The sequence below is a fragment of the uncultured Shewanella sp. genome (assembly GCF_947491715.1).
Lineage (GTDB): Bacteria > Pseudomonadota > Gammaproteobacteria > Enterobacterales > Shewanellaceae > Shewanella.
This window is the reverse complement of the sequence record NZ_CANLKR010000008.1, coordinates 113,800-135,153: the sequence shown is the minus strand read 5'-3', so window position 1 is coordinate 135,153 and position 21,354 is coordinate 113,800. Positions and strand designations below refer to the sequence as shown.

The 21,354-nt window shown below is 41.3% G+C and carries 18 protein-coding genes and 1 tRNA gene; 16 read left to right on the top strand and 3 right to left on the bottom strand.

Annotated elements, in window-relative coordinates:
* Positions 1-76, top strand: a tRNA-Gly gene (locus tag Q0779_RS08630).
* Positions 77-451: 375 nt separating this feature from the next.
* Here Q0779_RS08630 and Q0779_RS08625 read toward each other — a convergent pair.
* Positions 452-1,345, bottom strand: a complete 894-nt coding sequence (locus tag Q0779_RS08625; protein ID WP_298771655.1) for a LysR family transcriptional regulator — start codon at positions 1,343-1,345, stop codon at positions 452-454.
* Between the two features lie 137 nt (positions 1,346-1,482).
* Here Q0779_RS08625 and Q0779_RS08620 point away from each other — a divergent pair, with 137 nt between their 5' ends.
* Complete coding sequence (locus Q0779_RS08620) at positions 1,483-2,832, top strand: MATE family efflux transporter (RefSeq protein ID WP_298771653.1); 1,350 nt, start codon at positions 1,483-1,485, stop codon at positions 2,830-2,832.
* Here Q0779_RS08620 and Q0779_RS08615 read toward each other — a convergent pair.
* A complete protein-coding gene (locus tag Q0779_RS08615; protein WP_298771651.1) occupies positions 2,829-5,903 on the bottom strand; it encodes an efflux RND transporter permease subunit in 3,075 nt (1,024 codons plus the stop codon). The two genes, Q0779_RS08620 and Q0779_RS08615, sit on opposite strands and share 4 nt — an antisense overlap.
* Before the next feature lie 15 nt (positions 5,904-5,918).
* Positions 5,919-7,013 carry an efflux RND transporter periplasmic adaptor subunit gene (locus tag Q0779_RS08610; protein WP_298771650.1) on the bottom strand — a complete coding sequence of 365 codons (1,095 nt, stop codon included), beginning with the start codon at positions 7,011-7,013 and terminating at the stop codon, positions 5,919-5,921.
* 194 nt (positions 7,014-7,207) lie between these two features.
* Here Q0779_RS08610 and Q0779_RS08605 point away from each other — a divergent pair, with 194 nt between their 5' ends.
* The 14 genes from Q0779_RS08605 to Q0779_RS08540 all read left to right on the top strand — a co-directional run bounded on the left by Q0779_RS08605 (position 7,208) and on the right by Q0779_RS08540 (position 21,334).
* Positions 7,208-8,713 carry an NAD(P)H-hydrate dehydratase gene (locus Q0779_RS08605; RefSeq protein ID WP_298771649.1) on the top strand — a complete coding sequence of 502 codons (1,506 nt, stop codon included), beginning with the start codon at positions 7,208-7,210 and terminating at the stop codon, positions 8,711-8,713.
* Positions 8,714-8,864: 151 nt separating this feature from the next.
* Complete coding sequence (gene tsaE, locus Q0779_RS08600) at positions 8,865-9,338, top strand: tRNA (adenosine(37)-N6)-threonylcarbamoyltransferase complex ATPase subunit type 1 TsaE (RefSeq protein ID WP_298771647.1); 474 nt, start codon at positions 8,865-8,867, stop codon at positions 9,336-9,338.
* The gene (locus Q0779_RS08595; protein WP_298771645.1) at positions 9,335-10,651 is read left to right on the top strand and encodes an N-acetylmuramoyl-L-alanine amidase; all 1,317 of its coding nucleotides are present in this window, start codon (positions 9,335-9,337) and stop codon (positions 10,649-10,651) included. Before tsaE ends, Q0779_RS08595 begins: the two co-directional genes overlap by 4 nt.
* Before the next feature lie 49 nt (positions 10,652-10,700).
* Positions 10,701-12,632 carry a DNA mismatch repair endonuclease MutL gene (gene mutL, locus Q0779_RS08590; RefSeq protein ID WP_298771643.1) on the top strand — a complete coding sequence of 644 codons (1,932 nt, stop codon included), beginning with the start codon at positions 10,701-10,703 and terminating at the stop codon, positions 12,630-12,632.
* Positions 12,625-13,551, top strand: coding sequence for a tRNA (adenosine(37)-N6)-dimethylallyltransferase MiaA (gene miaA, locus Q0779_RS08585; protein WP_298771641.1), 927 nt, complete (start codon positions 12,625-12,627; stop codon positions 13,549-13,551). Before mutL ends, miaA begins: the two co-directional genes overlap by 8 nt.
* Before the next feature lie 93 nt (positions 13,552-13,644).
* Positions 13,645-13,926 carry an RNA chaperone Hfq gene (gene hfq, locus Q0779_RS08580; protein WP_298771639.1) on the top strand — a complete coding sequence of 94 codons (282 nt, stop codon included), beginning with the start codon at positions 13,645-13,647 and terminating at the stop codon, positions 13,924-13,926.
* A gap of 17 nt (positions 13,927-13,943) precedes the next feature.
* The gene (hflX, locus tag Q0779_RS08575; protein WP_298771637.1) at positions 13,944-15,254 is read left to right on the top strand and encodes a ribosome rescue GTPase HflX; all 1,311 of its coding nucleotides are present in this window, start codon (positions 13,944-13,946) and stop codon (positions 15,252-15,254) included.
* A 37-nt stretch (positions 15,255-15,291) separates the two neighbouring features.
* Positions 15,292-16,428, top strand: a complete 1,137-nt coding sequence (hflK, locus tag Q0779_RS08570) for an FtsH protease activity modulator HflK (protein ID WP_298771635.1) — start codon at positions 15,292-15,294, stop codon at positions 16,426-16,428.
* A 2-nt stretch (positions 16,429-16,430) separates the two neighbouring features.
* Positions 16,431-17,309: a protease modulator HflC gene (gene hflC / locus Q0779_RS08565; RefSeq protein ID WP_298771633.1), complete on the top strand. Its 879-nt coding sequence runs from the start codon at positions 16,431-16,433 to the stop codon at positions 17,307-17,309.
* A gap of 340 nt (positions 17,310-17,649) precedes the next feature.
* A complete protein-coding gene (gene petA, locus Q0779_RS08560; RefSeq protein WP_298771631.1) occupies positions 17,650-18,243 on the top strand; it encodes a ubiquinol-cytochrome c reductase iron-sulfur subunit in 594 nt (197 codons plus the stop codon).
* A complete protein-coding gene (locus Q0779_RS08555; RefSeq protein ID WP_298771629.1) occupies positions 18,240-19,454 on the top strand; it encodes a cytochrome bc complex cytochrome b subunit in 1,215 nt (404 codons plus the stop codon). Before petA ends, Q0779_RS08555 begins: the two co-directional genes overlap by 4 nt.
* Positions 19,454-20,149 carry a cytochrome c1 gene (locus tag Q0779_RS08550; RefSeq protein WP_298771625.1) on the top strand — a complete coding sequence of 232 codons (696 nt, stop codon included), beginning with the start codon at positions 19,454-19,456 and terminating at the stop codon, positions 20,147-20,149. Before Q0779_RS08555 ends, Q0779_RS08550 begins: the two co-directional genes overlap by 1 nt.
* A 100-nt stretch (positions 20,150-20,249) precedes the next feature.
* Complete coding sequence (sspA, locus tag Q0779_RS08545; protein ID WP_298771623.1) at positions 20,250-20,879, top strand: stringent starvation protein SspA; 630 nt, start codon at positions 20,250-20,252, stop codon at positions 20,877-20,879.
* Positions 20,879-21,334, top strand: coding sequence for a ClpXP protease specificity-enhancing factor (locus Q0779_RS08540; protein WP_298771621.1), 456 nt, complete (start codon positions 20,879-20,881; stop codon positions 21,332-21,334). Before sspA ends, Q0779_RS08540 begins: the two co-directional genes overlap by 1 nt.
* The last annotated feature ends 20 nt before the right edge of the window (positions 21,335-21,354 follow it).

Here is a 21,354-nt window from a genome sequence, read left to right as displayed (position 1 = left end):
GCGACATTAGCTCAGTTGGTAGAGCGATACCTTGCCAAGGTATAGGTCATCGGTTCGAACCCGATATGTCGCTCCAATTCTTCATTCTCTTCCTGATAAATATTGAATCCTATATTTGTAATCGCTTAAATCTATACGACATTAGCTCAGTTGCTGATTTTAAAATGATCCGGCGATACCTTGTTTATTCTTTCAAGGTATAGGTCATCGGTTCGAACCACTCTTTATGAAATGGAGGGGGCGCTCCAATTACGTCACTTCCCCCTAAGCTATAAATTCAATGAGTTGAATCACATAAAGTTATATAACATTAGCTCAGTTGCTGACTTTGTAACTAATTAGGCGATACCTTGCTTATTCTTTCAAGGTATAGGTCATCGGTTCGAACCACTTTTTATGCTTTCTGTCGACAGAGTAAGAAAGGTCGCTTTAATTTTTGTTATCTATTAATTTATGTCTTATTCACATTATCTTGAAACATACTTTCGATTTCTGAAAACATCCATTCCATAATAGGACCATAAGCCCTATCTCGACGGTTGACGACGCCCATTTCTACCAGTAGCGGATAGGGAATGTTCTCGGTAGAAAGTTCTTTAACATCATCAAAATACCATTGTGAATTGACAATATGCTCAGGGACGAGTGCCCAACCTAATCCTCTAATTACTAAAGCCGTCATATAATAATAACTGTCAATGTACCAGTGATTCATAGATAAAGCTTTTGCTTGATGATTACCGACACGATCACGTATGACAAATTGTCGATATTGATTGAGATCATTGATGCTGGGAGCGTGAATATTAGCGAGAGGGTGCTCGGATGACACAATTAAACTGTATTTAAATTGTCCTATGGACATAAATTCTAAAGAATGAGGTAAGGGGCTGACATGGAAAAGGATCCCGAGATCAACTTTTTCATTATCCACCCAGCGAGCGATATCTTCTTGAGAACCATTAATAATGGTGAGCTTTAGATCGGGATAATGATGGGCTAAACGAGAAAAAAATAGTTCAAAGGCATTAATGGGAACGGCTTCATCGATGGCAACTTGTAATGCCACTTCCTCTCCCTTGCTAATTGTCATGGCTCGAGATTGTAGGCGTTGGCACTGCTCAAGAATAGCTTGAGCTTGTACGAACATATCTTGGCCATCTTTAGTGAGCGTGGGCAGTTTCCCATTTCGGTTAAATAGCGTGAAGCCTAAGTCAGCTTCTAAGTGTGCGATAGCGGTACTGACTCTTGATTGTGCACGTCCTAGTTTACGTGCTGCCGCTGAAAATGAACCATGATTGACAGCCATAACGAAAGCTTCTAATTGCGCAAGGGTCCAGTTCATATTGAATCTCTTAATCTATCCGAAAAACGGATGGCATGTGATTTTATTTATCCATTTTAGCAGAGTACTCTCATGACTGTTGTTTAAAAAATGAAGTGTAGTATATGCAAGCGAGCTTAAAGTCTAGCAATATAAATGTGAAGCGTACATTTTGGCGTTATGCTATTCCCTCTATAGCTGCAATGTTAGTGAATGGGGTTTATCAAGTCGTTGATGGCATTTTTATTGGGCATTATATCGGGCAACAGGGATTAGCGAGTGCGAGTATAGTTTGGCCTATTATTTATGTCATAGCGGGATTGGGATTAATGATTGGCATGGGATCGGGAAGTTTATTATCTATGGCTCGCGGCCAAAGTGATAAAGCAGGCGTTCCTGTAAGTCCAAAAAAGGTAGTAGGAATATTAGGCACATCAAGTGTCTTAATGATGCTTTTAGGTTTTTTTGTTGCTGTGATTTTAATTTTTTGGGGCAATACTTTTCTCATCATTCAAGGTGGGGAGGGAGATGTGTTATGGATAGCACAACAATATTTGACCGTTTTTATCATGGGAGGCTTCATTACAGTATTGGCCTCTGCTATGCCGATTTTTATTCGTAATAATGATGCGCCAAGTTTAGCGACGGGATTGCTTATTTTCGGTGCACTGCTGAATATCGTCTTAGATTATGTGTTAATTGTACTGTTTGATTTAGGGTTGAAGGGTGCTGCGATAGCGACCTTAAGTGCTCAATTTTCGGTGTGTGTGGGTGGGGTGTTTTACTTTTTTTCTAAGCAATCAAAGATCACTTTTCAACGTAACTATTTAACTTTTGATATGGCTGTGGCTAAAAAGATTTTATTATTAGGAGCCTCAAGTTTAGTCATGTATTTATATGTGAGTTTTGTTTTTGCCTTACATAATCGATTGTTCATGCAATATGGCACAACGGTAAATCTTGGTGCTTTTGCGATTGTGGGCTATTTAATGGTGCTTTATTATTTAGTTGCAGAAGGGTTAGCAGAAGGAATGCAGCCATTGGTGAGTTTTTTCCATGGTGCATTACAGCCACAAAAGATTAAAGCAGTTGTGATATTGTCGGCTAAAGCGACGGTTATCGCAGGCTTGGCGTGGACTGCAATGTTAAACATGTTTCCTCATACCATGATTGGTTTATTTAATAATCTTGATGGGCAATTAATTCAAGAAGCCACTCTAGGTATACGTTTACATCTGTTTGCGATGTTCTTAGATGGCATAATTGTGCTGGCGAGTATGTATTTCATGGCTGTGGGGCTTGGCGGACGTTCATTATGGATAGCGATTGGTAATTTACTGACTCAGCTACCTTTATTGTATTTCTTGCCTAAATGGTTTGGGATCACGGGTATTTGGTTAGTCTTGCCTTTATCAACCATAGTGATGTTCATTATCGTTGTGCCAATGCTGTGGCGTCATTGCTTTTACCAGCAGTCCAGAGGTGATCTTGTTTTACAATCAGATTAAGTTGTTTCGGCGGTTTCGGCTGGTTGAGTTTCTTTTTTATCCAGAAGAGTGTTAATGATTAAATAGGCTGTGGGAACCACAAATAGGCTTAAGCAGGTTCCCAAAGCCATGCCACCGATAATAACCCAACCAATTTGATTACGTGCGACAGAGCCTGCGCCATCAGAGATGACTAAGGGAAGGGCGCCACAGATCATGGAGAGTGCAGTCATTAAAATGGGTCTTAAGCGAATAGAAGCACCATTAATAATCGCTTGTCGGTTATTCATTCCTTCTTGGCGCAACTTATTGGCAAAGTCGACGATCAGGATCCCATTTTTACTGATGAGTCCGACGAGCATGATTAAACCAATTTTTGTGTAAATGCTTAAGGTGGTATCTGTCATATACATCGCATAGAGTGCGCCAACAATGGCTAAGGGGACACTTAACATGACAATGAACGGGTCGAGGAAATTGTTAAAATGGACGACAAGTAATAAATAAATGAGTGCAATTGCAAAGGCAAAGGCTGTGGCGAGTTGAGAACCTGAACGCAATAAATCCCGAGCTTCTCCTGTAAAATCATAGTTATAATTTTGGGGGAGCTGAGTGTCTACATAATTCTCTAAGTAATCTATTGCTTGGCTTAAGGAATAATGATTACCAATGCTGGCTGTTACAGTGGCGGAACGCATTTGATCGAATTGATCTAAACTTTGTGGGATCACTGTTTCAGAGAAGCTGATCACGTTTTCCAGAGAGATCATATCGCCATTTGCAGCTCTAACATACATATGATTAAGATCCACGGGATTCATACGGTAAGACTGTGGCACTTGAGGGATCACTTCATAATCGTAACCATCTAAGCCAAAAAAGCCAATAACAGGTTTACCTAACATAGTGTTCAGCGTGCTTTCTATATCGTTAACGCTGATCCCTAAATCAGCCGCTTTATCTCTGTCTATCGCTACTTGTAATTGAGGTTTATCGATTCTAAAGGTCGTGCTGGGGTTTGTGATCCCAGGGTAATTGCTTAAGTCGGCTAAGAGTTTATCAACATGAAAGCTCATTTGTTCATAGGTGTCGGCAGATTTTAAGATAAAACTGAGTGGTTGTTGAGTGCCGCCTGGTACCGTATTGAGTTTAAAGGCAAAAGCTTGTATTCCTGGAATGGCAGCTGCTTTTTCTTGTACCTCTTGAAGGATTTCATCTTCACTGCGTTTTCGTTCATTTTGTGGTTTTAACAAGATCCAGCTAATGCTGTTTGTTGCTCCAAATAAAGGGATCCCATTAATCATGCCGGAGGTTCTTCGTTCAGGAATAGAGGCATAGATGTCATTAATGGGTTTAGTGTATTTGACTAAGTATTCATAATTAGCGTTACTGGGGCCCAAGCCGAGTATATTGATGGCGCCAGTATCTTCAATGGGCATTAATTCTGAGGGAATATCTTCAAACAATTTAATACCGCCTAATACTAGCAAGATAAAGACAGCAGCGACCATCCACTCCATGTGTAATATGCTTGAAAGTAACTTTTTATACCCAATGCGAACTTGTCGAAAGAGCTTATCGGCGATTTTAGTGAGCTTTGTTTGGTGGCCTTTTCGAGGGAGTAGATAGGTACACATTACGGGAGACACAAATAAAGCCAATATGCCTGAGACGAGTACCACAAAGGACATGGTTAAGGCGAATTCTTGGAAAAAAGCTCCTGAAAATCCTGGGACAAATGCGATAGGGGCAAAAACGGTCGCGACTGATAACGTAATCGTAAAAATAGCAAAGCGCAGTTCTTTCACTCCCTCGATGGAGGCTTGGAGTCGGGTCATGCCTTGTTCCATATGGCGGTGAATATTCTCAAGTACAACAATAGAGTCATCAACGACTAAGCCAATAGCCAATACCCAAGCTAATAAGGTCAACCCATTTAAGCTGTAGCCCATTATCCACATGACAGATGCGGCGCCTAGCATAGATAGAGGGATGGTGACCAGGGGAATGGTAATAGATCGGAGTGAGCCGAGAAAAATAAAGATCACAATAAAGACAAAAAAACCCGCTTCGAAAAATGTTTTGTAGACTTCCTCGATAGATTGTTTACTAAATTGAGTGACATTCCAGTTCGGAGCAATATGCAGGCCTTCGGGAGCATCAGCTTGAATGACTTTCAACAACTCAATAATATTATCTGCAGTTTCTATTGAATTAGCTTTGTCGGCTGCAGTGATCCCTAAGATAACGGCAGAGTCTCCGTGAACAATGCCTCCACTTTGATAATCGGTTGCACCAAACTCGCTGTAACCGATATCTTTTATTCTCACAAATCGGCCATTTTCATTGCGGATCACAATGTTATCGAAATCTGAGACATTGGATAGATTTGTATCAGTACTGACACTGATTTTGACTAAGTCACCATATAAAGAGCCTGTGGTCGACACTAAATTATTGTTATTCAGTGCAGTGGTAATGTCATCTGTGGTAACTTTATGTGCCGCCATTTTTTCAGGCAATAGCCAAATCCGCATGGCGTATTGCCTGCCACCAAAAATATTTATTTCATAAACGCCGGGAACGGTTTCAAGCCGAGGTACAACAATATTACGCAAATACTCTGTTATTTGTTTGTTATCCAATACCTTCGATGTACTTTCTATGTATAAAATACCACTGGTTGCGCCCGCATTAGGATCAATTTTAGTGATCACAGGGCTATTAATCCCCGTCGGTAATTCCCACATAATGCCGTTAATACGATTGCCGATTTGAGAGAGGGCGGCATCGACATCGGTGCCAATAAAGAATTTTAGTGTGATCAGGCTTTGTTCTTCGGTATTACTGGCCATGGAATAATCAAGGCCTTGCAAGCCCGTTAATACTCGCTGCATGGGGACCGTCACAAATTCTTCCATGACTGTCGGACTGGCACCAGGAAAAGTTGTGGTGATGGTGACTTCTGAGGTGGGCAATAGCGGGAAGTGCCTAACGGGAAGTTGTTGGTAGGCGGCAACACCAATTAATATGATTAACAGACAAAGAGTAATGGCATAAACGGGTTTTTCAATAAACCTTTGAATAAGCATAATTATTATGCACCTTTATGTCTTTGATGGTTGTGACTGGGGTGATTTGCTGGTTGGCGTTGAGCTGACTAAAGCGCCATCGGTGACTTTGCGTAATCCTGCGCTGACAACGGTGTCTCCGGCTTGCAAGCCTTTAGAAATAATCACTGTGTTAGCTTGCCTTTCACCCAATGTTACAACCGTTCGCTTGGCTTTACCGTTAATGACCTTATAAACATAATTACCGTACAAGGAGTGCATGACAGCAGTTTGGGGAATAACCAATTGTGGTTTTTTGTCATCAAGCATTAAACTGATTTCAGCATAACTGCCAGGAATTAATCCTTGTGGGGAGACTTCGGCTCGAATGCTTGCTGTACGGGTGCTTTCATCGAGTAATGGGTCTATCGCGTATACGGTACCAATGTGACTTGGACTATTGCCTTCTGTGCTAGAGCTGATATTAATTTTATCCCCTTTTTGAATGAGTTTGATATATTTTTGAGGAACAGAGAACTCGACTCTTAATCTATCAATCAACTCAAGACTCGCTAATTCTTGTCCCACAACGACCTCATCACCCACTTCAACATTGATGAGCCCTAAACGACCGTCGAATTCAGCTTTGGTACTGGCTAAATCTAGAGATTGTTTGGCCGATTCTATTTTTGCTTTGTTGATGAGATAGTTACTTTTTGCTGTGGTCAATTGTTCCAGTGAGATGACTTTACGCTCATAGAGTTTCTTTTGACGTTGATATTCAAACTCTGTGAGTTTAAGTTCTGCTTGGCTCTCATTAAGCTGTGCTTGGAGGACTTGAGGGTTGACTTCTAAAATGATGTCGCCTTTTTTGACATCACTACCAGAGCGGACGTTGACGGTTGTTATACGACCGGGGATCTGCGCACGTAATGTAACGCCACTAAATGATTGAATGGTTCCCACAGCATGGATAATGGTGCCTAGATCTTTAGATGCTACTTTTGCCATTTCAACAATTGTGGCTTGTGAAGTGGGCCGTATGGCAAGTTCTTTTGCTTTATAGTCTGCCTTAATAAAATATGAACCAATAGCGATAATCACTATGATGGCCGTGACAATTAAAATCCTTTTTTTATACGGATCATTCATATTATATTTAACCTGTTATGTTCAAACGAGATGCATTTTGTTTGTCTATATTTAATGTAGTTCTAAATTTAAAAATCGCCATTGCTTGCAGAACGATTATGTATTGATTGTCGTATTGAATTTACCTTTCGTTATAGTTATCTATATGTAAATAAAATATTTTATGTTTTAAGGCGTCAAAAAAGGAAATGGAAATGTTTGATAAGGCTTTTAGTGTCATATCGCTTTATAGAAGTCGACAAGTAAAAGAAGCTGAATTACAAAAAGTTAAAACTGGAGATTGTTCCTTATTTAATTTAGTTGAATTGGCCGCATCAGCGGCTTTTGAATTATTAACGAAATTAGAAAAAACAAGTCAACCCATATGGTTATTGGCAGGTAATGGTAACAATGGTTCAGATGCCTATGTTTTAGCCAGTTTATTATTAAAGGCTGGAGTGACTGCAAATGTTATGTCTCAACATAAAGCAGAGTTACATAGTGAGTTAAAGCAAGCTCAAAAAATTTACATTGATCAAGGAGGAACCATTCAGCCTTTCTGTGAGTCTACAATTTTGTCTTCAGCCGTCATTATTGATGGGTTATTGGGAACAGGGTTAAGAAAAGAAAAGCTAACAGAAGACATGGATAGGCTTATCTCTGTCATTAATGAAAGTGAAGCTTGGGTGTTGAGTTTAGATGTTCCATCCGGTATCAATGCTGATACCGGTTTTGCATATTCTACAGCCGTGATGGCGGATGTCACACTTACATTTGGTGGCACAAAACAGGGATTGTACACGAGCCGAGCACGTCATTTCAGTGGACAAATCCATCATGCGTTTGTTGGACTTAAGGGGCACCTTCCCAGCACCAAGACATGGGCTATTGCAGAGTGTGATGTCAGTAAAATTTTACCAGCTAGAGTAAAAGATGCTCATAAAGGTGACAATGGGAAAGTGACTGTGATTGGAGGTGATGAAGGGATGCTGGGGGCTGTGATGATGGCGTCAGAGGCATGCCTTAGAGGAGGCGCTGGGTTAGTTAGCGTCATTTCCAAGCCTGAGCATTTACTGGCTGTGAATGTGATCAGGCCTGAAGTGATGTTTTGTGCTTGTGAAAAGCTCACAAATAAGGTTAGCCGCCGTATCGATTGGGCGAATATTATTGTTATTGGTCCAGGCCTTGGACGTGAGCTTTGGGGAAAGGTGCTGCTTGATGCGGTTAAATTAAGTCTCAAACACACTCCTAAACCTTGTGTTATTGATGCAGATGCATTGTATTTGTTAAAAGGCCAATCTTGGCATTATCGGCAATGGGTGTTAACGCCTCATACTGGTGAGGCGGCGAGGTTATTGGATATTTCTCGAGCTGAAGTTGAACAAGATAGATTTTCAGCTATCAAGCAATTACACCAGATTTATGGGGGCGTTATCGTACTGAAAGGAGCTGGAACATTGATCTATGATGGCAAACATATGATTGTGGCGCCTGTAGGGAATCCGGGGCTTGCAAGCGGCGGTAGTGGTGATGTGCTATCCGGCATAATAGGGGCGTTATTAGGGCAAGGGCTTAATACGTTAAATGCGGCCGTTTTGGGCGTGGTGATTCATGGAAAAGCCGCCGACTTAGCTGCTATCAATGGAGAGATTGGCATGTTAGCCAGTGATTTAATGCCATTCATTCGTCAACTTCTCAATGAGAATATCGTTAAAATATGAATGAGATTGTTTAGATAACGAGTCGTTTAGTATAAAATACTGGCGGTTATATACTCAAGCCATTTGAAGGTGCGGATCCATTAGGAATAACAACCCATATATAGCCAATATCAACATCACTCTTTTTTAAACAACGATTATTGAAGTAACTATGACATCAAGATTAACATCTGTCCGTTTTCATCTTAAAGACGAAAATGAAACAGTGGCCTTAGGGCTAACATTAGCCAATGTGATCACTGCGCCTTTGGTGCTTTATTTAAGTGGGGATCTTGGTGCGGGGAAAACAACATTAAGCCGAGGATTAATACAAGGTCTTGGTCATAAAGGTGCGGTAAAAAGCCCCACATATGCGTTAGTTGAACCTTATGAGTTGAATGATCTGGTTGTTTATCATTTCGACTTATATCGTTTACTTGATCCAGAAGAGTTAGAGTTTATGGGGATAAGAGACTATTTTACTGAAAATACGATCAGTTTAATAGAATGGCCTGATCGTGGGTTTGGAATGATCCCTGAGGCTGATTTAGCGATTTTAATGCAATACGATGGACTAGAACGGACAATCATTTTGAATGCTAAAACAGATGAAGGCTGTCGTATATTGTCGTGTATAAAAGAATGAAAAAAAATAAATGCTTGGCCCAATGTGTCATTTTACTGTTGACCTGTGTTGTTTCTCTTTCTTCTTATGCCGCGAATAAACTGGTTGGTGTCAGAATTTGGGCGGCACCAGAATCGACCCGAGTGGTATTTGATTTGAGTGCTTCGCCACAATACTCTCATTTTACTTTAACCAATCCTTATCGCGTGGTTGTTGATTTAAAAGGGGGAGCCACTTCGGTTAACCTAAAAAAGATTGCTAACAACAGTAAAATTGTCAAAGGTATTAGGATCAGCACTCCTCCAAAAAAGGGGACATTGCGTCTTGTTATTGATCTCACTAAGCCCGTTAAAGCTAATTTGTTTTCTTTATCTCCCACGGCTCCTTACGGCAACCGTTTAGTGGTGGATTTAGATGATAGTCAAGCGGCCAAAAGTAAGAGTCTGACTGTACCGAAAAAAATGCGCGATATTATTGTGGCAATTGATGCAGGTCATGGTGGAGACGATCCAGGATCTATCGGAGCATCCGGTGTCTATGAGAAAAGAGTGGTGTTGCAAATTGCAAAGAAAGTGGCTAAGAAAATTAATGCAACACCCGGAATGAAAGCCGTCATGACACGAACCGGTGATTATTTTGTCAATTTAAATAAACGGTCAGAAATCGCACGAAACAGTAAAGCTGATTTACTCATTTCTATCCATGCCGATGCGTTTACTTCTCCTAGGCCAAAAGGTGCTTCTGTGTGGGTGTTGTCTATGCGGCGAGCAAACAGTGAAATTGGTCGTTGGTTAGAAAAAAAGGAAAAGCACTCAGAGTTATTAGGTGGCGCGGGTGAAATTATTAAAAACACCGATAATGAACAATATCTAGCCATGACCTTGTTAGATATGTCGATGGATAGATCTATGGCAATGAGTCATAATGTGGCTGGAAAAGTGTTAAGTAATCTAGGTAAAGTCACACAATTACATAAAAATAAACCGGAATCGGCAAGTTTTGCTGTATTGAAATCACCCGATATTCCCTCGATTTTGGTCGAAACTGGTTTTATTTCAAATGCACGAGAAGCAAAATTATTGACTCAAAGGGAACATCAAACGAATTTAGCCAATGCCGTTTATAAAGGTGTTGTGTCCTATTTTAAGGCCTATCCGCCCACCAACTCTTATTTTGCGAGTCAATCTCAAACGCGCCACACTGTCAGAAAAGGTGAATCCTTATCAGTATTAGCACAACGTTATCGTGTTTCTATGGCCAGCATTAAAAAAGCGAATCGCTTGAAATCGGATGGATTACGGATAGGACAAAAATTAATTATTCCTAAGGCATGATTAAGCTGACTTTACGCTTAATCTTGTTGAAAAGGTTGGAAGTATTTTTATGACGATACTCAAGCTATCTCCGCAATTGGCAAACCAAATTGCAGCGGGTGAAGTGGTGGAGCGGCCTGCTTCAGTGATTAAAGAGCTGGTTGAAAACGCTCTCGATGCGGGTGCCACTCAAATTAATATCGATATCGAAAAAGGTGGCAGTAAATTAATCCGTATTCGGGATAATGGCGTAGGTATCGTCAAAGAAGATCTGACATTAGCGCTATCTCGTCATGCGACGTCTAAATTGAGCAGTTTAGATGATCTTGATGCTATTTTAAGTTTTGGTTTTAGAGGAGAGGCGCTAGCAAGTATTAGCTCTGTTTCTCGGTTGACGTTAACATCCAATACCTTAGAGCAAGCGCAGGCTTGGCAAGCTAAGACACAAGGGATAGAGATGGCAGTTGAGGTATTGCCTGCAGCACATCCTGTTGGAACTAGCATCGAAGTTATGGACTTGTTTTTTAATACCCCTGCTAGACGCCGTTTTTTAAAGAGTGATAAGACGGAGTTCACCCATATTGATGAATGGTTGAAGCGGATCGTTTTGGTACGAAGAGATGTCCATTTTATCTTGAAACATAATGGTAAAGTAGTCAGAAATTATCAAGGTACGACTAATCAAGCGCAATATTTACAGCGTTTAGGGCAAGTTTGTGGCAAGGCATTTTCAGAAACGGCATTAGCGATAGATTGTGAACATGGTGATCTCAAGCTTCAAGGGTACTTACAATCACCTGAGATCCATCTCAATCATGCAGATACTCAATACTTTTATGTTAATGGCCGTCTTATACGTGACAGACTGGTCAATCATGCTGTTAGACAGGCGTTCAGTGAGTTGAATATTGCGGTCAATCCCAGTTATGTATTGATGTTAGGCATTGACCCATTTCAAGTTGATGTCAATGTGCACCCCGCAAAACATGAAGTGAGATTTCATCAGAGTCGCTATGTACATGATTTCATATTACAGGCATTACAATCGGCGTTAACACAAATTCATGGCGATGAGCCCCTTGAAGAGACCCGTTCCTCGAGTCAAGAGTCTGTTGAGACGGCATCAAATGTATACAGCGTGGTGGATGCTTCACTTAAGCAAGAGCAGGCTCATTCAGCTCAATCAACGCTCGCTGATTCAATTGGAGAAAATAAAAACGCGCAAACCGCGTTAGAGTTAAGGGAACATACAGCTCACACAACTGAAAATAATCAGCTCAATCGTTATCACTCAGATATGAATGTTGGGCAAGAAGAGGAGAAGCATTTAAAGGCAATGCCAACGGCCTCTTTGTCGACGGCGGCTCAAAGGCAACCCGTTGATCTTCCCTCGCGTACAGAAATTGCGGCTTATGGCGCTTTGTTGACGACGACGCCATCAGTTGGCGGGTTAAGAGAAAATGCGTTGCCAAATGAACCTATGCCTGCGGTTTTAGCACAAGATTATTGGGTAATAACTTGCAATGATGAGTTATTAATGCTGAAGATAAAGGATATTCAGCAAGTTGTATTACATAATGAAATTGAGAATAAGTTAGCTGATGGTCTTGTTGGGCAGCCTTTATTGATGCCTGTTTCTATTACCGCGGATCCTGATTGGGCCGATACCCTTAACTTAAGAGCGCTGTGGTTTAAAAAATTGGGAATAGAGCTAACAATTCGACTTGGGCAGTTGATAATCAAGAAAGTGCCCCCATATTTAAGGGATACTCAATTAGCGACGCTTATTCCTGATTTATTACAATGGATAAGGTTTGAAGAGCCTAATGACGTTGCTTTAGTCACTTGGTTAGCAAAAGCCGCTGTGGTGAAGTTTACCGCACCTAGCGAGGTATGGTTGAAATGGATTGCGTTGGATGAAAAGGTTCAACAGCAAGTAACATCAAAGCAAGCTGTCAGACTCCCCTGGCAAGCATGGTTAAAAGAGAAGTCGAGTGAGTAAAGAGATAGGCCAAAAAGTCATTACCTTGATGGGACCAACGGCATCAGGTAAAACCGCATTAGCGATAAAGCTAGTGAAGGAATTTAATTGTGAAATTATCTCTGTGGATTCAGCTTTAATTTATAAAGGCATGGATGTTGGCACGGCTAAACCCAGTGAAGATGAGTTGCAAAGTGCACCTCATCGTTTGATCAATATTATTGAGCCCAATGAAAGCTACTCGGCAGCGGATTTTAGGCGAGACGCTTTAAATGAAATTGAAATAATTTTACAGCGTGGAAAAATCCCCCTTCTAGTGGGCGGAACCATGCTTTATTTCAAAGCATTATTAGAAGGGTTATCACCTTTACCTGCAGCGAATGAGAAGGTGCGTCAGCAAATAGCCCTTGAGGCTGAAACGAAAGGCTGGCAAGCGTTACACGATGAATTAATGGTGTTCGATCCCGTTTCGGCGGCAAGGATCCACCCTAATGATCCTCAACGCTTGTCACGTGCCATTGAAGTCTATCGACTCACTGGGCGCTCTTTAACGGAGCTTTCTCAAACAAAATCTGATACCTTTCCCTATGATGTGGTGCAATTTGCGATTGCGCCCACCGATAGAAAGATGTTACACAAGACTATTGAACAAAGATTTAATGGAATGTTAGCTGAAGGGTTTGTTGAAGAAGTGAGGAAGTTGAAAGCCAGAGAGGATCTTCATTTAGACTTACCATCTATGCGTTGTGTTGGTTATCGTCAATGTTGGGAATACCTAAATGGTGACATTGAATATGATAGTATGGTTGAAAAAGCTGTCGTCGCAACTAGGCAATTGGCTAAGCGTCAACTAACATGGTTACGAGGATGGCCAGAATTACATTGGCTAGAAAGCGGTGAGGAAAATAATCTTGCTACAATAATGCGACTATGTCGCTAGCTTATTAGCTACAGCTGTATAATACTAAAACCAAACAATAAAGTTTTCTTTATTAGATTTATTACTGAATATTACATAAAAAGGAAATGAGAAATGGCTAAGGGGCAATCTTTACAAGACCCGTTTTTGAACGCTTTGCGTCGTGAGCGCGTTCCTGTATCAATCTATCTCGTTAATGGTATAAAATTGCAAGGTCAAGTGGAGTCTTTTGATCAATTTGTTATTTTATTGAAGAACACTGTTAGCCAAATGGTATATAAACATGCCATTTCAACTGTAGTGCCTTCTCGTCCATTTAATGTGTCTAATCATCAGCCATCACAGAATACGCAGCCAAATTATAATGCGCCTGTTGATGACAACGGTGAAGTCTAGTTTAAGGAGTTTGCTTTTTGTTTGATCGTTATGAGGCTGGTGAAAATGCTGTACTGGTTCATGTTGATTTTTCTGATGAAGATAGTAGAGAAGATCTCCTTGAGCTGCAGTTATTAGTTGAGTCAGCGGGAGCCCAGTCTATTGGCGTTATTACAGCAAGTCGTCGTTCTCCAGACAGAAAATATTTTGTCGGTTCAGGAAAGGCTGAAGAACTCGCTGCAATGGTTGCCGCAACAGAGGCCAATGTGGTGATTTTTAATCATGCATTAAGTCCTGCTCAAGAGAGAAATCTTGAATACTTATGCCAATGCCGCGTATTAGACCGTACCACCTTGATTTTAGATATTTTTGCTCAAAGGGCCAGAACCTATGAAGGAAAGTTGCAAGTGGAGCTAGCGCAATTGCGCCACATGTCAACACGCCTTATTAGAGGATGGACGCATTTAGAGAGGCAAAAAGGTGGTATTGGTATGCGTGGGCCGGGTGAGACTCAGCTTGAAACGGATAGACGTTTATTAAGAGGTCGAATTAAAGCCATCAATAAACGTCTCGCCAAAGTCGACAAACAAAGGGAGCAAAGTAGGCGTGCGCGTAATCGAAGTGATTTAGCGACAGTTTCTTTAGTGGGGTATACCAATGCCGGTAAGTCGACCTTATTTAATGCGCTGACATTATCTGAGGTGTATGCAGCGGATCAACTCTTTGCGACCTTAGATCCCACATTAAGAAAATTGGATTTGGATGATGGTAGTGTCATTTTGGCTGATACTGTTGGCTTTATTCGGCATTTGCCTCATGATCTCGTCGCCGCATTTAAAGCAACACTACAAGAAACTCGCCAGGCTGATTTGTTATTGCATATTATTGATTGTGCAGATGAGAATATGGGAGACAATTTCGAACAAGTGCAAAATGTACTGAAAGAAATTGAAGCTGATGATATACCACAATTGATAGTCTGTAATAAGATAGACTTGCTTGATGATGTGAGCCCTCATATCGATTATGATGATGAGGGAAAACCTATGCGAGTTTGGGTTTCTGCACAAAAGCAACAAGGTTTAACGCTGTTACAAGAGGCCATTAATGCCTTAGTTGGGAAAGCAATTAGTCAATTTACATTGCGAATTCCAGCCAGTGCAGGGCATTATCTTGGGGGGTTTTATCGGCTGGATGCCATACAAGCAAAGGAATATGACGAATTCGGAAATTGCATTTTGTCTGTGCGTTTGTTGGAAACTGATTGGCTTCGATTAACGAAACAGAGTCATGGGGAATTAACGACTTTTATTGTAGAAGAAAGTGATACAGTAAAAGTTGATATTTAGTCGTTTCTTTTATTTTTACATGCATACGGAGTACTAAATGGCTTGGAACGAGCCCGGTAACAAGGGCAATGACCCTTGGGGAAAGAAGAATGGGAATGATAAAGGCCCACCAGATTTAGATGAAGTATACCGTAACCTAACCAAACGTTTTGGTGGTAAAGGGGGAGGCTCAGGTATTAGCTCTTTCGCGGTATTGGTTGTACTGGGGATCCTTGCTGTTGCGTGGGGGTTATCGGGTTTTTACACCGTAAAAGAAGCAGAAAAAGGCGTGGTTTTGCGTTTTGGTCAATATGTTGCTGATATTGGACCGGGTCTGCATTGGAAACCCACTTTTGTTGATACTGTTACCCCTGTAAACGTGTCGACAGTACGTTCAATTCCAGCGTCTGGTAGCATGCTAACGAAAGATGAAAATCTCGTTCAGGTTGAGATGGATGTGCAGTACCGTGTTGTTAATGCTAAAGATTATTTATATAGCGTAGTCAACGCGGACAGCAGTTTACGTGAAGCAACCGATAGTGCGCTTAGATTTGTTGTGGGCCATAATACCATGGATGCTATTTTAACCACGGGGCGGGATCAAATTCGTCGTGATACGTGGGATGAAATTAATCGTATTATGAAACCCTATAATACGGGCATTGAAATTGTTGATGTGAACTTTTTACCCGCTCGTCCGCCTGAGCAAGTGAAAGATGCCTTTGATGATGCCATTTCTGCTCAAGAAGATGAGCAACGCTTCATTCGAGAAGCTGAAGCTTACTCTCGTGAAATTGAGCCCAAAGCGCGTGGTGAAGTGCAGCGTATGGAAGAGCAAGCCAGTGCTTATAAACAGCGTGTGACACTTGAAGCTGAAGGTAAAGTAGCAAGCTTTAATAAGTTAGTCCCAGAATACTTAGCTGCACCTGATGTGACTCGTGAGCGTTTGTATTTGGATGCAATGCAAGTGGTGTTGTCTGGTACAAATAAAGTGTTAGTCGATTCAAAAAATAGCAATAATATGATGTATTTACCATTAGATAAATTGCTAGAATCTTCACCTAAAAAGAGCAATAACACGTCGAGCCAAACCAGCACTCAAGTGACACCTAGAAGCGTTTCAGGGATCCCTAGCAGTATTCCTATAGATGGCCGATCGAGTCGCAGTGATCGTACTAGACAGGGGAGAAACTAATCATGGGTAGACTTACTGCAATTATTATTGCATTAGTGATTGCCATTGGCTTGTCATCTCTGATGGTTGTCAATGAAGGAGAAAGAGCTATTGTTTCTCGCTTTGGTGTGATCATCAAAGTGGATGGCAAAACCAAAGTGTATAGCCCTGGCTTACATTTAAAAGTGCCTTTCTTGGACAAAGTGAAGTATTTGGATGCCCGCATTCAAACATTAGACGGTCAAGCGGATCGTTTCGTGACTTCAGAGAAGAAAGATCTCATGGTGGATTCATACGTCAAATGGAAAATCTCTGATTTTGAGCGTTACTACCTTTCAACCAATGGCGGACAAAAAGCCACGGCTGAATCGTTATTGCAACGTAAAATCAACAATGATCTTCGTACTGAGTTTGGTCGTCGAACCATTAAGCAAATCGTTTCTGGTGAACGTGATGAAATGCAGTCAGAAGCCCTTAAAAATGCCAAAGACAGCGCCGCTGATCTGGGGATTAAAGTGGTTGATGTCAGAGTGAAGCAAATTAATCTACCTGCAAACGTGAGCAGCAGTATTTATCAGCGTATGCGGGCTGAAAGGCAAGCGGTTGCTAAAGAGCACCGTGCTCAAGGTCGTGAGCAGGCAGAGATTATCCGTGCTAGAACTGATGCGAGTGTAACAGTTCAAATTGCAGAAGCACAAAAAAAAGCATTGACGACTCGCGGTGAAGGCGATGCATTAGCGGCTAAGATTTATTCTGATTCTTATAGCAAAGCACCAGATCTGTATAGCTTCATGCGCAGTCTCGATGCCTATAAAGCCAGTTTTGCCAATGGTTCAAATGTGATGGTATTGGATCCTGATAACGAATTCTTCAAATTTATGAAGAGTCCGACGGGTAAATAATTCCTCATTAATACTCAATGAGTAACTGAAGCCCGATTTTTATTGGGCTTTTTTATTGCCATAAATTTTTTGAATGTGTTTTGTTAGCTTTTTAATGGTTAAAAATTACATCTGTATTATTTTGTCACAGTCAGTCGTTATTTTTATTGTCTATTTTTTATACATAAATGTCGTTCAAGTTAACATAGTTAATATACTTGTGTATTTTCGCTATGATCTGTTTCTAATTTTTGGCTATAATGAGCGCGCCTCAAATCTATGTTAATTGATTTAAGTAGATAAGCTTGATTTCAAGTAACGTTATAAAACAAAAATTCCAACACTCTCTGGAGATAAGTGGATGAGCAATGCGCCAGTCAATACCGGACGTCGCAGATTCCTGACCGCAGCAACCGCCGTAGTGGGTGGTGCTGGTGCCGTCGCTGTAGCGGTTCCTTTTATTAAGTCATGGAATCCGAGTGCCAAAGCGAAAGCTGCAGGTGCACCGGTTCAAGTAAATATTAACAAATTAGAGCCCGGTCAATTGATCCGTGTTGAGTGGCGCGGGAAACCTGTATGGGTTGTCCGCCGTACTGAATCGGTTCTCTCGGAGCTACCTACTCATAATGATCAATTGCGTGATCCTGATTCATTAGAACCACAGCAGCCTGTGTATGCACAGAATGTGGGACGTTCTATTAACCCTGAGTATTTTATTGCCGTGGGTTTATGTACTCACTTGGGTTGTTCACCAACGTATCAGCCTGATACGTTTGGAGAGCAAGTGAAAGGGGTGACCTCTGGATTTTTTTGCCCTTGTCATGGTTCTAAATTTGACATGTCAGGACGTGTTTTCCAAGGCGTACCTGCACCGTTAAACTTAGTGATCCCGCCACATCAATATCTTGATGACGGTACCGTGCTTATCGGAGAAGATGAAGGGGCTACCGCATGATTAAAAATCTAGTCGACTGGATTGATGAGCGTATACCAATGACGGCGACGTACAACCGTCATGTGGGTCAATATGCAACACCAACCAACTTTAACTTTTGGTATTTCTTTGGTTCATTAGCCTTACTTGTTCTTGTTAACCAGTTGGTGACAGGCATTTGGTTAACCATGAACTATGTACCAACTTCAGAAGGGGCTTTTGCTTCTATCGAATACATCATGCGTGATGTGGAATACGGTTGGTTATTACGATATATGCATTCCACTGGGGCCTCCGCCTTTTTTGTGGTGGTGTACCTGCATATGTTCCGTGGATTACTGTACGGTTCGTATCAAAAACCCAGAGAATTATTATGGCTATTTGGCATGTTGATATTCTTGGTGTTAATGGCCGAAGCCTTCATGGGATACTTACTGCCTTGGGGACAAATGTCTTACTGGGGGGCACAGGTTATTATTTCTTTGTTTGGTGCCATTCCTGTTATTGGTGATGATTTAACCTTGTGGATTCGAGGAGACTTTGTTGTTTCTGGCGCAACATTAAACCGCTTCTTTGCTTTGCATGTTATTGCCTTGCCTTTGGTATTAGTTGTACTGGTATTTTTGCACTTAATTGCGTTGCATGAAGTGGGGTCTAATAACCCTGATGGCATCGAAATTAAAAAGAATAAAGATGAAAATGGTTGGCCAAAAGATGGTATTCCATTCCACCCTTATTATACCGTAAAAGATATCATGGGGACGGCGGCTTTCTTAATCGTATTTTGCTACATTCTGTTTTTCATGCCTGAAGGCGGAGGATATTTCCTTGAAAAGCCGAATTTTGAAGCAGCAAACCCAATGAAAACACCTGAGCATATTGCGCCAGTTTGGTATTTCACGCCTTTCTATGCCATCTTACGTGCGATTCCTGATAAGTTAATTGGGGTCATAGGTATGGGCTTAGCGATTGCGGTATTGTTTATTTTACCTTGGTTAGACCGCTGTAAAGTGAAGTCTATTCGTTATCGCAGTATGACGCACAAGATTAACATTACACAATTTGCTATTTCGTTCATTGTGTTGGGTTATTTAGGTGCGGTTCCTGCAACACCTGAACTCACTATTGCCGCTCGGATCTTTACGGTGACGTATTTTGGCTTCTTCGTTTGGCTGTGGATTTACAGTAAGAATGAGAAAACCAAGCCAGTGCCAGAGAGGGTGACACGCTAATGAAAAAATTATTAATTGCATTAGTTGCTTTCGTGCCGACATTTGTTTTGGCGGCAGGGGGCAATATTCATCTTGAAAAAGCCAATATTGATCTGCATGATAAAGAGTCACTGCAACGTGGTTTGAACTTATTTCAAAACAATTGCTCTGGCTGTCACAGTACCCAGTATCAACGCTATGAACGAGTGGCAACAGATCTGGATATTCCGCTTGATGAGATGAGTCAGAAGTATCTGTACAATGACACTAAAATCGGCGCATTAATGGAAAATGCGATAACGGATGATGATGCTGCTAAGTGGTTTGGTGCCGTCCCTCCTGATTTGACTTTAGTGGGCCGTGTTCGTGGTGAAGATTGGATTTATACTTACCTTAAAGGTTTTTATAAAGATGAAAGTCGCCCATTTGGTGTCAATAATACGGTGTTTCCATCGGTCGGCATGCCGCATGTACTGCAAACCTTGCAAGGCCTACCTGTTAAGCAGGAAGATGGGACTATTGTATCAACGGGTGGCACTCTAACGCCTGAAGAGTATGATCAAGTTGTTCGAGATATTACTGGATTTTTAGTATACTCAGGTGATCCCGTTAAACTTGAACGTGAAAGTTTAGGTTGGTGGGTGCTTGGATTTCTGTTTATTTTCTTCATTGTGTCTTACCTATTGAAGAAAGAATATTGGAAAGATGTGCACTAAGCCCCAATAAGAGTTAGAATAGCGTATTCATATGTTGTAAACGGGGGGCTATGCCCCTCGTTTGCATTTTTGTTTTTTTTACAGATCCCGGAGGGTATCAATGGCTGTTGCTGCCAATAAACGCTCAATCATGACCCTGTACTCAGGCGCTGACGACCTTTATAGTCATCAAGTTCGTATTGTTTTGGCTGAAAAAGGGGTTACTGTCGATGTACTTCAGGTCGACCCTAATGACATGCCTGAGGATTTAATTGAAATTAATCCTTACAACAGTGTACCTACTTTGGTTGATCGTGAGCTTGTGTTGTATAACTCACGGATCATTATGGAGTACTTGGATGAGCGTTTTCCACATCCACCATTAATGCCAGTATATCCGGTTTCTCGTGGTCAAACACGTTTGATGATGCACCGTATCGAGTCTGACTGGTACACATTAGTCGATCGGATCAGAAAAGGTGATCGTGTTGATGCTGCCCGTAAAGAGTTACAAGAAAGCTTAACGGCAATCGCACCTATTTTCACTGAAATGCCTTTCTTCATGAGTGAAGAATTTGGTTTGGCTGACTGCTATTTAGGGCCGTTATTGTGGCGTTTACCTGAATTAGGTATTGAGCTTGACAATCGCGTCGCAAAAGAGATTAAAGCTTACATGACACGTCTATTTGATCGTGAGTCATTTAAAGCGTCTTTAACTGAGACCGAACGCGAAATGCGCATGGGTATGTAATGAAAGAATTATCACCGAATCGTCCCTATCTGCTTCGAGCTTATTATGAGTGGTTAATGGATAATGAGCTCACACCGCATGTCGTGATTGATGCTTATGTGCCTGATACTATGGTACCTCAGCAATATGTCAAAGATGGACAAATTGTACTGAATATTTCATCCAGTGCCGTGTCTGATCTTGTCATTTCTAATGAGAGTATCGAGTTTAGCGCACGTTTTGGTGGTGTATTACAACAATTGTATTTACCGATGGCATCTGTGATTGCCATTTATGCTCGAGAAAATGGAGCGGGTACGGTATTTGATTTGGAAGATGCCTACCAGACGCCTCAAGAGCCTGAAGAGCAAGGTTTAGCGGTTGTAGAAGAGTCATTAGAAGTTACGAAAAGTGATACTAAAAGCGAGAAAGCCGATAGTTCAAAACGTCGCAGCCATTTAACGTTAGTTAAGTAGTGGCCCATTTGAATTAGTAT